This is a genomic window from Niveispirillum sp. (assembly GCF_017996735.1).
Classification (GTDB): Bacteria; Pseudomonadota; Alphaproteobacteria; order Azospirillales; family Azospirillaceae; genus Niveispirillum.
Map to the genome: position 1 here is coordinate 24,790 of NZ_JAGOGJ010000019.1, position 13,967 is coordinate 38,756.

Annotated in this window: 11 protein-coding genes; 6 read left to right on the top strand and 5 right to left on the bottom strand. The window is 63.3% G+C overall.

Features of this window, described 5'->3' with window-relative positions:
- Positions 1 to 3 precede the first annotated feature (3 nt).
- Positions 4 to 768 carry an SDR family NAD(P)-dependent oxidoreductase gene (locus KBA48_RS08950; RefSeq protein ID WP_292905360.1) on the top strand — a complete coding sequence of 255 codons (765 nt, stop codon included), beginning with the start codon at positions 4 to 6 and terminating at the stop codon, positions 766 to 768.
- 139 nt (positions 769 to 907) lie between these two features.
- Here the strand turns inward: KBA48_RS08950 and KBA48_RS08955 are convergent, their stop codons facing one another.
- From KBA48_RS08955 to KBA48_RS08965, 3 genes are all read right to left on the bottom strand, one after another.
- Complete coding sequence (locus KBA48_RS08955; RefSeq protein ID WP_292905362.1) at positions 908 to 1,963, bottom strand: MBL fold metallo-hydrolase; 1,056 nt, start codon at positions 1,961 to 1,963, stop codon at positions 908 to 910.
- Positions 1,964 to 2,129: 166 nt separating this feature from the next.
- Positions 2,130 to 4,475, bottom strand: coding sequence for a TonB-dependent receptor (locus tag KBA48_RS08960; protein ID WP_292905364.1), 2,346 nt, complete (start codon positions 4,473 to 4,475; stop codon positions 2,130 to 2,132).
- Positions 4,476 to 4,736: 261 nt separating this feature from the next.
- Positions 4,737 to 5,981, bottom strand: coding sequence for an FAD-dependent oxidoreductase (locus KBA48_RS08965; RefSeq protein ID WP_292905366.1), 1,245 nt, complete (start codon positions 5,979 to 5,981; stop codon positions 4,737 to 4,739).
- Positions 5,982 to 6,308: 327 nt separating this feature from the next.
- Here KBA48_RS08965 and KBA48_RS08970 point away from each other — a divergent pair, with 327 nt between their 5' ends.
- The 5 genes from KBA48_RS08970 (at position 6,309) to KBA48_RS08990 (ending at position 12,092) form a co-directional block, all read left to right on the top strand.
- Positions 6,309 to 7,079, top strand: coding sequence for an SDR family NAD(P)-dependent oxidoreductase (locus tag KBA48_RS08970; RefSeq protein WP_292905368.1), 771 nt, complete (start codon positions 6,309 to 6,311; stop codon positions 7,077 to 7,079).
- 35 nt (positions 7,080 to 7,114) lie between these two features.
- Complete coding sequence (locus KBA48_RS08975; protein WP_292905370.1) at positions 7,115 to 7,642, top strand: nuclear transport factor 2 family protein; 528 nt, start codon at positions 7,115 to 7,117, stop codon at positions 7,640 to 7,642.
- Between the two features lie 201 nt (positions 7,643 to 7,843).
- Positions 7,844 to 8,988 (top strand): IS3 family transposase gene (locus tag KBA48_RS08980; protein ID WP_292905372.1). Its coding sequence is split into 2 segments (ribosomal slippage): positions 7,844 to 8,102 and positions 8,102 to 8,988, totalling 1,146 coding nucleotides; the frame shifts between segments, so codons are not numbered across the junction.
- Positions 8,989 to 9,343: 355 nt separating this feature from the next.
- Positions 9,344 to 10,726, top strand: a complete 1,383-nt coding sequence (locus KBA48_RS08985) for a Fic family protein (RefSeq protein WP_292905374.1) — start codon at positions 9,344 to 9,346, stop codon at positions 10,724 to 10,726.
- A gap of 226 nt (positions 10,727 to 10,952) precedes the next feature.
- Positions 10,953 to 12,092 carry a hypothetical protein gene (locus tag KBA48_RS08990; RefSeq protein ID WP_292905376.1) on the top strand — a complete coding sequence of 380 codons (1,140 nt, stop codon included), beginning with the start codon at positions 10,953 to 10,955 and terminating at the stop codon, positions 12,090 to 12,092.
- Positions 12,093 to 12,346: 254 nt separating this feature from the next.
- Here KBA48_RS08990 and KBA48_RS08995 read toward each other — a convergent pair whose 3' ends face one another.
- Together KBA48_RS08995 and KBA48_RS09000 are read right to left on the bottom strand one after the other, a co-directional pair.
- Positions 12,347 to 13,588 carry an NAD(P)/FAD-dependent oxidoreductase gene (locus tag KBA48_RS08995; RefSeq protein WP_292905378.1) on the bottom strand — a complete coding sequence of 414 codons (1,242 nt, stop codon included), beginning with the start codon at positions 13,586 to 13,588 and terminating at the stop codon, positions 12,347 to 12,349.
- 37 nt (positions 13,589 to 13,625) lie between these two features.
- Positions 13,626 to 13,943 carry a 2Fe-2S iron-sulfur cluster-binding protein gene (locus tag KBA48_RS09000; RefSeq protein WP_292905380.1) on the bottom strand — a complete coding sequence of 106 codons (318 nt, stop codon included), beginning with the start codon at positions 13,941 to 13,943 and terminating at the stop codon, positions 13,626 to 13,628.
- Positions 13,944 to 13,967 lie beyond the last annotated feature (24 nt).

A 13,967-nucleotide genomic window follows, 5' to 3' on the forward strand; every position in this document is an offset into this window, starting at 1 on the left:
AGCGTGACACCGCTTCATCGCAACAAGCAGGGCAAGGTCGCCCTGATCACAGGTGCGGCCCAGGGCATCGGCCGCGCTTTCGCCGAGCGTCTGGCCGCTGAGGGCGCCATCGTCGTCGGGGCCGACCGCCAGGACATCCAGGGTTTCGAAACGGCATTAAAAGATCTCGGCGCCGGCGATGCACACTATGCCCGCCTCGACATGACGGACGAGGCGGCGGTGGAGACGCTGGCGGCGCAGGTGCTGGCGCGGTTCGGCCGCTGCGACATCCTGATCAACAATGTCGGCTTCACCCCGCGCGAACCGCTGGAGCAGATCACGCTGGCACAATGGCGGCGGGTCATGGCCATCAATGTGGAGAGCTTCTTCCTGACCTGCCGCGCCTTCGTGCCGGCCATGAAGCGTCATGCCTACGGGCGCATCGTCAATATCTCCTCCGACACGGTCGGGCTGGTGATCGACGGCTTCGCCCATTACATCGCCTCGAAGGGGGCCGTCATCGGACTGACGCGGGCGCTGGCCAGCGAGTTGGGGGAATGCGGCATAACGGTGAATTCCATCGCGCCGGGCCTGACCAAGACGCCCAACACCTTCTCCATGTTCCCAGACGGCAAGATGTTCGACCTGTCGGCCCAGGCCCAGGCCATCAAGCGTCCCTCCACGCCTGGCGACCTGGTCGGCGCGATGTCCTTCCTGACGTCGGACGATGCCGCCTTCTTGACCGGCCAGACCCTGATCATGAATGGCGGCCAGTTGCGCGCACTGTGATGGCCGTCCGCCGAAGATCAGACCTTCGGCGGACGGCAGGCCGGCCAAGTGACGGAGCCCAGGTAACGGAAAAGGCAGGGCGTGACCCGACGGGTCACGCCCTGCCTTTTCGATGGCATGTCGGATGATGCGGCGGCCCTCACGGGGCCGGTGCGGCCTCCGCCCCGACGGTGAGTGTCAGCAGGTCCCGGCCGACCACGACGGGACCGTCGAAGCCCTTCGACACGCCGGTGCCCAGCGCTTCGGTCTGGACCGGGTCCAGGTCCGGGTTGGCGATGTGGGACAGCACGACCTTCTTCACCCCGGCGTCGCGGGCGATCCGGGCCACGGCGTCGGGCGACAGGTGCTCGCGCTCCATATGCGCGATGATGCCCTTGTCCGCGCCCGGCGGCAGCGACGCGGCCCTGGCGACGAAGCGGGCCATGGGGGGGATGTCGATGATCTCGCTGACCAGTAGGTCGCTTCCCCTGGCCAGGTCCGACACTGCCTTGCCGGGTCCCGTGTCGCCCGTGAAGGTAACGGAACCGAACCGGCTGTCCACGCGATAGGAGAAGGAGAGATGGCGGCCCTGCGGCCCCTCCTTCAGCGCCACCGCGTCGTAATGCGTGTTCTCCACGGCGGTGACCTTGATCTTGTCATCCTGGTAGATCACGCCCGGCAAGGCGTTGACGGCCGCCGCCACCGCCGCCACGGGCGGGGTCTTCGGCGCCTGGGCGCGCAGCGTCTCTGTCGGCCAGGTGGCGAAACCGACGGCACCGTCCGTCATCTCCGCCGTGCCCGGCGGGCCGACCAGCCGCAGGGCGGGCAGGGGCATCCCAGCCATCAGGTAGCTCCACCGGAACATCAACAGGCCGGGAATGCCGGCCGTATGGTCGGTGTGCAGATGGGTGATGAAGACGGCGCGCAGGTCGCCCGTGGTCACACCGGCCTTGGCCAGCTGTCTCACGGTCCCCTCTCCCGCATCGATCAGATACGCGCTGCCATCCACCAGCAGCAGGTTGGCGGGCTGTGCCCGGTCGGGCCGGGCCAGGGGGCCGCCGGCCGTGCCCAGCAGCGTCAGCACCATGGCATTGCGCGAGCGGGCCAGCACCGGGTTCTCCACCGGTGCGGGCTCCTTCACGGCCGGTTCGGTGGCGCGGCCGGATGCCGGGGCCAGAAGGAGGGCCGCGGCCAGGAACAGGTGGGATGATTTCATGATGAGCTTCCGGATCGGTAGTATCGGCCATCACGCCGGTGAGGGCTGAGAGGGATGATCTGAGGCCGAACGGATTTCGTGGCATGGCTTCGCATGTCTCCCCCATTTTCGGGGGGGAGACACGCAGGAGCCATCGTGGAGCAATTCCCATCAGGCCCCAATCGCCTTAGAACTCGAACCCCACGCGGACGCCGATCTCCCGGCCCAGCGAATAGACGCCGGTCTGGGCATCGCCGCTGAACGGCGATAGGGTGGCGAATTCCAGGGTGCGCTTGTCCGTCAGGTTCTTAGCGAACAGTGACAGGGTGGTCGACCCGTTGCCCAGCTTCACGCCGACATGCGCGTCGATCTTGGCATAGGCGCCCTGCCGCTGCAGCGGCTCGTTGTTGGGCGAGGCGTTGTAGCCGGACCGGGCGAACAGGGTGACGCCACCGACCATGTCGGTCTCCGCGCCCACGGGATGGGTGTAATCGACCGACAGCGCCCCCGTCCATTTCGAGCTGAACTGGGTGGGCGCACCGGACAGGCTCTGCACGCAGCCATTGGGCGTGCCATGGACTGCCGCATGCGCCAGCTTCTGCTCCAGCGTGCAGGGCTGCCCTGGATAGTCCAGGTACTTGGCGTCCAGATAGGCGGCGGAGCCGCTGACCCGCATGCCCCGGATCGGGACATAGTTGACGTCAAGCTCCAGGCCCTGCGTCCGCGCCTTGCCGACATTGGTGACGACGAAGCTGACCGTCTCGAACTGCGACGCCTGCAGGTCGGTGAAGGTGGTGCGGAAGGCCACCAGCGAGTAGTCCAGCCGCCGGTCCAGCAAGGTGCCCTTCAGGCCGGCTTCCACGGATTCCGCCCGCTCCGACGCGAACTGCGCGCCGGCCGGGGTGGGACCGGCCGCGTCCCCGGCATAGAAGTAGTCGAAGCCGCCCGCCTTCTGCCCGCGCACATACTTGAGGAACAGGTTGCTGTCGGGGGTCAGCTCGTACTGGATGACGGCCTGGGGCTGGAAGAAGCTGTCATCATATTCCAGGCCGGTGAAGACATGCGGCGGCACGCCGTTGTTGAGTGCCACGAACAGCCCGTCCAGCATGCGGTTGACGGACAGGATATCGGCCCGGCTACCGAAGGTCTTGCCGGGCACGACCATGCCGGGCACCAGGAACTGGTCCGCCCGCTTATCGATCCAGCTCTGCCGCGCGCCCAGTTCCAGGCTGAACCGGTCGGTGAAGTGGTAGGTGACGTCAGCGAACAGGGAATAGCTGTTGTTGGTCTGGTCGAGATTGTTGTTCAGCGAGAAGGCGCTGAGCCCGCCGAACCCGTTCATGTTAAAATCGATGGCCGACCAGACGTCGAACGTATCGCGCTGGTAATAACCGCCGGCCGTCACATCCAGCTTGTCGAAGCTGCCCGTGTAGCGCAGTTCCTCGCTGAACTGCTTGTACCGGTATGTCAGGAAGGCGTTCAGGACGGGCACGGGCGAGGCCGACGGCAGGGACTGCGCGAAATCCAGCGTCCGGAAGGCCGTGGTGGAATCCAGCGAGCCCTTGCCCAGGTCGTAGCTGATATCCGCCTGGTAGGTCTGGTTCTCCAGGCCGACGAAGGCCTTCTGGAAGAAGGGTGCCCCCTCCGATGTGATCGCCGTGCGGCCGTCGAACCGGGCATCGTCGAACATCAGGACCCGGCCGAAGGTCGGATGCGGGAAGATCGGCTGGCTGATGGCCTCGGCCCCCACCCCGCGCTCCTTCACGCGGCCATATTCGGCCTTCAGCGAGACCGTGAGATCGTCAGTGAGGTCAGCCTGGAGGATACCGCGCAGGCCGTGGTTGCGCAGTTGCGGTTCGTCCCGGTCGGTCAGCAGGTTGTAGGTCGGGCCGTTGTCGCGGTTCTGGAAGAAGCCGGACAGGCGCAGGCCGACATCGGGCGTCAGCGGGATGGTGACGCCGCCCTGCGCCGTCACTTCGTCATGGTAGCCCTCGTAGCTGACGGAACCGTCGGCCGCGAAATCCGCACCGGGCTTGCGCGTGGTGATGTTCAGCGCGCCGGCCGTGGCGCTGTTGCCATACAGCAGGACCTGCGGCCCCTTCAGCACCTCCACTCGCTCCACATCGAACATGGGCAGGCGGATATCCTGGTCGCGGCCATAGGACACGTTGTCGATGAACTTGCCCACCGCCTGATCGAAGGAGATGTTGTTGCCCGAGCCGAAGCCACGGATCAGCGCGAAAGGCAGATTGGAGCCCGTGGAGACCGTGAAGTTCGGCACGCGCGAACTGAGGTCCACGACCTGATTGATCTTGGCCTCGGTCAGCAGGTCGCCGCCCAGCGCGGTAATCGACACGGGCACGTCGCGCAGGTTTTCCGTGCGCTTGCGCGCGGTGACGACAATGGGCTCAAGCTCCAGTTCGCCAGCCAGGGCGCTGCCCGCGCTGTCAACTCCGGCGGGCGCCTCCTGGGCCTGGACAGGGGCGATGGCGATGGCCGTCCCCAATAGCAGGCAATGGCGGAACCTCTTCATGCTCATATCCTCCCCTAGATCTTCATGTGTTGTTGCTTGGAAGCCGGTTACCCGGAATTGAGACTTATACGTCCTATCGGCGCGCACTTTTGAGGTGAGTCCTGGCATCTAGCGCATCAGTGTATCCATATTACCGGAACCGACCAGGCAAGACCTCATTTCGTTCTCGCGATTCAAAGACCATAGGCATACAGCCGCACTCAACCCAGCAAAGTCATAGTGTATCCAGTTTTGCAGGTCAAGTCCAAGCTGGAACGCTGGTCAGGCGACCTGCGCCGGTGCGGCCGCCAGTTGCTTCAGCGGGATGCCGGGATCGGCGAGAAGGGCTGGCGGCGCCAGGGACTGCCCGACGACCAGGGCCTTGCCCTGGACATAGTCCCTTGTGGCGTTGACGCAATCCAGAGCGATGACCCTGCCCTGCCGCAGGTAGATCAGCGTGAAACCACCCCTGGCCGGATCACCGCGCAAGACGGTGGCATCATGCCCGGCAGACAGGCCGACGGTCTGTAATTTCAGATCGTACTGGTTGGACCAGAACCAGGGCACGGACCGGTAGCAGGCGTCGCCACCCGTCAGCACCCTGGCCACCACGGCCGCCTGGTCGTTGGCATTCTGCACGGATTCCACACGGATCCAGGCGCCATCAGCGAAGGGGTTCGCATGCAGCGCGCAATCGCCGATGGCGAAGATGTCGGGCATGCTGGTGCGACATTGGGCGTCGACCTCCACACCATTGCCGCCGCGCGCGCCGGCCGCGATCAGCGGGGCCACCGCCGGCACGATGCCGATGCCGGCCACCACCATGTCGCAGGCGATACGTGAACCATCGGCCAGACGCACGCCGGTCACCCGCCCTTCCCAGCCTTCCAGTTCCGACAGGACGGCGTTCAGGCGGAGATCGACGCCGTGGGCCCGATGCTGCGCCTCGAAGAACCGGGACAGCGCCTCTCCCGCGACGCGGGCCAGGACGCGGTCCTGCGCCTCCAGCACTGTGACGCGCTTGCCCCGCTTCACCAGCACGGCGGCGGCCTCCAGCCCGATATAGCCGCCACCTACGATGACCACCCGGTCCACGCCGGGCAGTTCGGCTTGCAGGCGGTCGATATCGGCGCGCGTACGGATGGTATGGATGCCGCCCAGCTCATGCCCCGGACAGGAAAGCCGGCGGGGAGCGCCACCGGCCGCCCAGACCAGGCGGCCATAGCCGACCGCCTCGCCATCATCCAGGGTCAGCGCGCGGCCGACCGGATCGACGGCGGCCACCCGCCGGCCCAGCAGCATGTCGACCGAGCGTTCCCGCCAGAATCCGGCGGGGCGGATCAAGATGCGCTCGAACCCCTTCTCGCCGGAAAGATACTCCTTCGACAACGGTGGTCTTTCATAAGGGAGTTCGCGTTCATCCCCGATGATCGCGACGCTCCCCCCGAACCCGTTCTGGCGCAACAGAGCAGCGGTCTGCGCCCCGCCATGCCCGGCACCCACGATAACGACATCAAAACTCTTCATCGATATTCCCCTCCGGGCCTGCGGTTTGAGAGCCAGCGGCTCGCCATCCGGACGTCATTTCCGGCCGCGCCCGCAGCGCCAATAATGTATCCACATTAAGTATTACGCAATATCATTATCCAGGACACATCAGCTTCTCTAAAGGCAGTAGAAACATACATCTATCTGATAAAAAACAAAATTCTTCGGAATTTCGGCAAGTTTTATGGCCGGATCATTACTCCACCCCTGAAACCGGATTGACGTTCGCGTATCACCCATGGCATAAGTGCATCCAGTATAAGGTTCATGCCGTTGCGACGGCACCCCTGTCCCATGGAGATGCCAATGCGACCAGTTACGGGCCGGCTGGCCGGGAAAACCTGTATCATCACGGGCTCCGGCGGTAGCATCGGACGCGCCTCCTGCCTGCGCTTCGCGGCGGAAGGCGCCGACGTGGTGGGGTGCGACATCGACCCGCAAGGCGCGGAGGAGACCCTGCGGCAGGTGCGGGCGCAAGGCGGCAGCATGATTTCCGTCAGCCCGGCCGATCTGACGCTCACAGAGGATTGCGAGCGCGTCATCACCGCCGCCATCGGGCATCACGGCGGCATCGACGTCCTGTTCAACAATGGCGCCATGGCCTATTTCGCCTGGATTGAGGAGATGGACGACGCCACATGGGCGCGAACCATCAACCAGGAACTGGACCTTGTGTTCCGCATGACACGCGCCGCCTGGCCGGCTCTGAAGAAGCGCGGTGGCGCCATCGTCAACAACGCTTCTATGTCGGCCTGGGTAGGGATTGAGCGGCTGCCGGGGCTGGCGCACTGCGCGGCCAAGGGCGGAGTGCTGGCCATGACCCGGCAACTGGCGATGGAAGGCCGCCACCATGGCATCCGCGTCAACAGCCTGTCGCCAGGCACCATCGAGACGACGCAGACGCGCATGATCAAGGAAGATCCCGACTGGTCGCGCGTGCAGTTGGGTCGCGCCATGCTGAACCGGATGGGCCAGCCGGAGGAGGTGGCCAGCGCGGCCGCCTTCCTGGCCAGCGAGGATGCCAGTTACGTGACCGGGGCCGACATCGCCGTGGATGGCGGCGTGCGGGCCTGGTGACCGAATTTCAAAAAGCAACGACAAGGAGGAACGATATGACCAGGGACGAGATGGTCGTGAACCTGTGGGAACGCGAAGCGGTTAAGAAGGTGATGCTGCGGTTCGGCCGCGCCTTGGACACGGGCGACTGGGCTGCCTACCGGTCCTGCTTTACCGACCCCGTCACCGTCGATTTCCAGCGCCTGACCGGTCAGCCCATCGTGCAAGTCGACCCGGACCTGTTTACGCTGTTCGCCAGCCAAATCCTGGCCCCCGTCCGGCGCCACCACAGCTACTCCAACTGGGACATCAATGTGGAGGGCGACCATGCAGACGCGCTGGTCTACATGACCTCTCGCCACTGGAGGCAGACCGATTTCGGTGCCTCCGAAAATGCGCAATATGGCTGGTACGAGGTCCGGTTCATCAAACAGGGAAACGACTGGCTGATCACCCGCCTGAAACATGATTTCCAGTGGATCGGCGGCAACGCATCCCTGTTCGACCTGAATGATCCCTCGTTGATTGATACAATGGGGAAGCTCTTCAATGAGGATACTATACTCGCAGGGGCTACCACCTGAGACCAGACCCTGGTGATTGGACCTCACCGGGGTCTGGTTCGGCGTGGCTGTAGCCTCGCATCTCGTGGCGCGTAGCCCAGTCGGACTCAGCTGCTGGTCGATGCAATTTGGGCGCGATGACAGGAAGAATTGCAGTTGACCTGCTCCCTGGAAATGTGTCCGGCGTGAAGTAGAGTCCTCCTGACCGAGGAGGGCTATCGGATGAAGAAGAGCCGTTTCAGTGAGGAACAGATTATCGGGATCCTGCGGGAGCAGGAGGCTGGGCAGAAGGCGGCGGACATCTGCCGGCGAGACGGGATTTCGGAGGCGACATTTTACGCCTGGAAGTCGAAATATGGCGGGCTGGACGTCTCGGAAGCCAAACGCCTGAAGGGCCTGGAGGATGAGAATAGCCGCCTGAAGAAGCTGCTGGCCGAGGCGATGCTGGACAACGCCATGCTGCGCGAGGTTGCAGGAAAAAAGTGGTGAGGCCCGCCGCTCAACGCCGGACGGTTGCCCATCTGCGGGCGACGTTCGGTGTCAGCGAGCGGCGGGCCTGCTCTGTTCTGAAGGTGCATCGCCGGACGATCCGTTATCGGTCGCGTCGCCCTGATGACGGTGCCTTGCGGCAAAGGCTGTGGGAACTGGCATCGGAGCGGCGGCGGTTCGGCTACCGGCGTCTGGGATGTCTGCTGGCCCGGGAGGGGATGGCGGTGAACCATAAGAAGCTGCTGCGGATTTACCGGGAGGAAGAGCTGGCGGTGCGCCGGCGGCGGGGCCGCAAACGCGCGCTGGGCACACGGGCGCCGATGAATGTGCTCCAGGCTCCCAACCAGCGCTGGAGCCTGGATTTCGTGTCGGATGCGTTCAGCGATGGCAGGCGGTTCCGCATCCTGGCCGTGGTGGATGATTTCTCGCGCGAGTGCCTGGCCCTGGTGGCCGACAGCTCGCTGTCCGGCAAGCGGGTGGCAAGAGAGCTGGACGCGCTGATCGCCACATGCGGCAAACCGCTGATGATTGTCAGCGACAATGGCAGCGAGTTCATTTCCAGGGCAATCCTGGCCTGGACGCAAACCCATCAGGTCGAGTGGCATTACATCCAGCCCGGCAAGCCCACCCAGAATGCGTTCGTGGAAAGTTTCAACGGACGCTTGCGCGATGAATGCCTGAATGAAACCCTGTTCCACGGTCTGCGGCATGCCCGCCAGGTGCTGGCCGACTGGCGCGACGACTACAACAATATTCGACCCCATTCCACCCTGGGCGGGATGTCCCCTGCCCAGTTCGCAACGTTCAGGACCGGGGGCATGCCCCCGGTCCTGAACGTCCCTCAACCCCAATACCAAACCAGAGGACTCTGCTTATAAACGGAAACAATTAGGGGAGCAGGTCACTTCCACGCTTTGGCCTGCTTCCGGGTCGCGGACAACAAAATGCCCCATAACCTGTTGAGGTTACGGGGCTTTTCTGGATGCGGGGGCAGGATATGCTCTCGACTTGCGACCCGCCCTCAGGGACTACCGAATGCTGAAACTGCTGGCTGCCGGAAACCGCAACGGGCTATTTCGTGTAGTAGCGTAGCTTGTCCCAGACGACAGCCCAGCCCAACGCGAAGCCATCACAATCGGATAGGCGCAACAAACATTGCGCATATATTTGATTTTTGCGCCTACATTCTACATTCTTGCGCCTAGCCGCTATACGCAGGAAAGGCGACATATCGTGGCCAATCACATCACCGAAGACGCCTTGGCTGCGATCGAAGGGATCGTAGGCCTTCATGCAGAGGCCATCCCCGCATCCGAGATTGGTCGCGCCCTGCCTGCACCCATTCCGCAACGCACGCTGCAATATCGCCTGAAGCGACTGGTGTCGGATAACCGTCTCATCATGGAAGGCGAAGGCCGCTGGGCAAGGTACCGCCTGCCCAACGCGGTGGCGGTCACCGGACCTCCTGACGAGGATCGAGCCTTTACCATTGCGCTTTCCGACGCAGCCAAATCAATACGCCACCATGTCCGACGGGCGCTCGAAACGCGCATGCCGGTCGGTTACAATCGCGACTTTCTCGACCGCTACCGCCCGAACGTCACCTTCTATCTGACGGAAACTGAACGCGCCCATCTGATGTCTGTCGGTCGATCACAAATCGCCGAGCAGCCGGCGGGAACCTACGCCAGGCACATCTTCAGCAGGCTCCTCATCGACCTCGCCTGGAATTCCAGCCGGCTGGAGGGCAACACCTACTCGCTTCTGGACACAAAGCGCCTCATTGAATTCGGCAAAGAGGCGGAAGGTCGAACACATCTCGACGCGCAGATGATCCTTAACCACAAGGATGCGATCGAATTCCTGGTCAGTGCGGCCGACGATATCGGCTTCAACCGCTATACGATCCTCAATCTGCATGGGCTGCTGGCCAACAACCTCCTTGCCGATCCATCCGCCGTCGGCAGATTGCGCTATATCGCGGTGGGAATCGAACGGTCCGCCTTCCATCCTCTGGAAGTACCGCAGCTTATCGAGGAATCCTTCGATCAAATTCTGGCCACTGCCGACGCCATCGCCGATCCGTTCGAGCAGGCATTCTTCATCATGGTGCAACTACCCTATCTGCAGCCCTTCGATGATGTGAACAAGCGCGTGTCCCGCCTTGCCGCAAACATCCCCCTCATCAGGAACAACCTTTCACCGCTCTCTTTTGCCGATGTGCCCCGGCAGACTTATACCGAAGCTGTGCTCGGGATTTACGAACTGAACCAGGTTGATCTCCTCAAAGACCTCTTTCTGTGGGCCTATGAACGCTCGGCGGCGCATTATGCCGCTGTGCGGCAGTCGCTGGGCGAGCCTGATCCGTTCAGGCTTCGCTATCGCGCCGAACTGCGTGAACTTGTCGCCGACCTCATCCGGGGATGTACCGGACGCAAGGAAGCCATCGGGCACATCGTTGCCTGGGCGGCCGACAGGGTCGATAGCGTTGACCGCGGGCGCTTCATTGAGATTGTCGAAGCCGAGTTGACGGGACTGCACGAAGGCAATTTCGCGCGCTATCAGGTCCGACCCTCGGAGTTCGCAGCTTGGCGCCGGGTCTGGGAGGCAAAATGACCGGCAGCCGCCAAGCGAGGGCTCGACCAGCGAATGGCCGGTCTCGTCGTGCACCCCGATGCTCCCCAATCGGGGCGATCCTGACCAGTCGCCCATAGGGACCAGCCGGGCATGGAGCGTCCTTTTCTTGGAATGTTCTCCTTGGCAGAATGTCCCGAAAAGATGAAGGATCACGCTCAGGACATTGGCCGGAAGTGCCGGAAACGGAATAACCCAAGAAGACGTCATGAGCGAATATCAGTACTACGAGTTCCAGGCCATCGACCGGCCGCTGGACCCGGAAGCCAAGGCGGCGTTGCGGGCGATCTCGACCCGGGCACATATAACCGCCACCGGCTTCGTCAACTCCTATGAGTGGGGTGACCTCAAGGCCGATCCGCGCGACATGCTGAAGCGCCATTTCGATTTGTTCCTCTACCTCGCCAACTGGGGCAGCCGGCGCTTCGCGCTCAAACTTCCGCGACGGCTCGTCGACCTGGAAGCACTGGACCGTTTCCAGATCGATGATGAGGTGGCAGACATCAAGGTTGCCGGCGCGCATCTGATCATCGATATCCGCCGGGAGGAGGTCGAAGCCGAGGATTGGGATGACGGCAGTGGCCGGCTGACGGCACTGGCGCCGTTGCGGGCGGACCTGTTGGCCGGTGACCTGCGGCTGTTCGTGCTGTTGTGGCTGATACAGGTGGAGAATGGCCATGCCCGCAACGAAACCCGCATGCCCTCGCCCGGATTGGGGACGCTATCGGGACCGTTGGCAGCGCTTGCGGATTTCCTCGCCATAGATGGCGACTTGCTGAAGGCCGCAACCCAGGCGACGGCTGCATCACCGGCGGAACCTTCAGCGGACGAAGTCGAAGCCTTTCTCCGTACCCTTGCCGAGGAAGAGAAGATCCTCTGGTTACGCCGCCTGTACGAGAATGCCGACCCCCATCTGGGGACGGCGTTGCGTCGCCGTTGCCGTGAGGCGTTGACAGGAAGCGGCGGCACCAGGGGCTCCGGTGGGCTCCCCACCGCCGGGGACCTGCGGGCGGCCACCAAGCGCATTGCTGCCGAACGCCGCCGCGCGGCGGCGGACCGGGCCGAAGAAGAGCGCCAGCGCCGCGAGCGCGAACAGGCCGAGGCACGGACAGCACGCCTGACCGCCGTGACACAGCGCGGCGAAGCCGCCTGGCGCGAGGTGGAACAGCAGATCGAACTGCGCAATGCCACTGGCTATGACCGGGCGGCGGCCCTTCTCGCCGACTTGGCAGCGATCGCCGACCAGCAAGGCGAAGGCGATAGCTTCGCCCGCCGGTTGGCCGACATTCGGGGCCGGCACGCCAGGAAGGGCCGGTTCATCGAGCGGCTGGACGCCTTACGCGGGTAACAACCTGCACCGCCTGATAACTGACAAGTTCAAATCGTTCGATTTGAACCTACCTGTCCCACCGTGTATCGCGTCGTGAAGGATCGTAGTTTTAGCTGCTACAGAGTAGAAAAGAGTGAATGTGAAGGCGCACGACCATCTCAACTTGCTGTTCCGGGCGACAGCGTAGGGCAATTCACCTAAATGCCCGATTCATCAAGCCACCATTTAGCGCCAATCAGAATTTGGTGAGCTCACCCATGAGACTCAGATACCTACAGCGCCCGTTCTCCAGCAAGGGACTTCAGTGGCAATCTGGTGTCGGCCAACATCTTCAGGGGCACCTTGGCCCTGGAGACCACCAGGAGCTTGCCCTGGATATAGTCCCTGACGGCGTTGACGCAGTCCAACGCTACGACGACACCGGCCTTCAGGTAAATGACAGAGAAACTACGGTCTGCCACGTCCCCGCGGACGATGGCCTGGTCATATCCCGACGACAGCCCCACGGTCTGCAGACGCAGATCATACTGATTGGACCAGAACCAGGGTATCGCGGCATATTGCTCATCCCCGCCGGTCAGGTTCCGTGCCACCAGCGTAGCCTGATCGCTGGCGTTCTGGACGGATTCCAACCGAATGATGGTCCCATCGGCAAACCTATTGGGATGCGCGGCACAGTCTCCGATGGCGTAGATGTCGGACAGGTTGGTACGGCACCACCTGTCCACCAGCACACCATTGCCCCCTTCCGCGCCCGCGGCGAGCAGCGGTTCGACCGCAGGGGAGATGCCGATGCCTACGATGACCAGATCAGCGGCCAGCACCTCACCGGATGACAGCCGCACGCCGGTGACGCGCCCTTCTTTCCCCTCCAGGCCGTCGATCCTTGCGTTCAATCGCATGGCGACACCATGCCGCCGATGCTCCTCCTCGTAGAAGCGCGACAGCACTTCCCCGGCAACACGCGCCAGCACGCGCTCCGCCGCTTCCAGCACAACGACATCCTTGCCCAGCTTCCGCAGAACCGCGGCGGCCTCCAGGCCGATATAGCCACCACCGACGATGACAACGCGCCGTGCCGGCAACAGGGCGGACATCAGCCGATCCGCATCCGCTCGCGTTCTTATGGAATGGACGCCGGCCAATCCGCCTCCCGGACAAGCCAGACGACGGGGCTGTCCGCCCGTTGCCCAGACCAAGGAACGATACCCGAAAACTGCGCCATCATCACAGCGGACCTGGTGTCCCACGGCATCCACAGCCTCCACCTTGCGGCCCAGCAGCAGATCGATACCTTGTTCCTGCCAGAACAGGAGCGGCCGGATACGTATCCGATCGAACGCTTTCTCGCCCGACAGATACTCCTTGCTGAGCTGCGGTCGCTCGTAGGGAATGTCGGGTTCATCCCCGATAATTGCCACGGAACCCGCGAACTTCTGCTGCCGCAGGGCAATGGCTGTCTGGGCACCGGCATGTCCCGCGCCGACGATGAGGACATCATAGATCAAAGCCATAGGAGCTCCCTGAAGCCTCCACCCGCCCATGGTCCGTTCAGCCGGCGGGTGCAACCGTGACCCGCAAGCCGTCCAGGCCTTCGTCGAAGGGTATCTGGCAGGACAGGCGGGATTCCGGCCGCCGATAGTCCGATCCGTCCAGCAGACCATCCTCGTCGTCGCTCATCGGCGGCAACCGATCGGCGAAGGACGGATCGACATACACATGGCAAGTGGCGCAGGAACAGCAACCGCCACATATGGCCAACAACTCTTCGAGGCCATTGTCACGGATAACCTCCATGACCGAGTTCCCCGGCCCCGCTTCGAAGACCCTTTCCGTCCCATCCGACGTAACGACAAGCAATCTGGACATTCGCCCTCCCTGTTGAGCAACGCA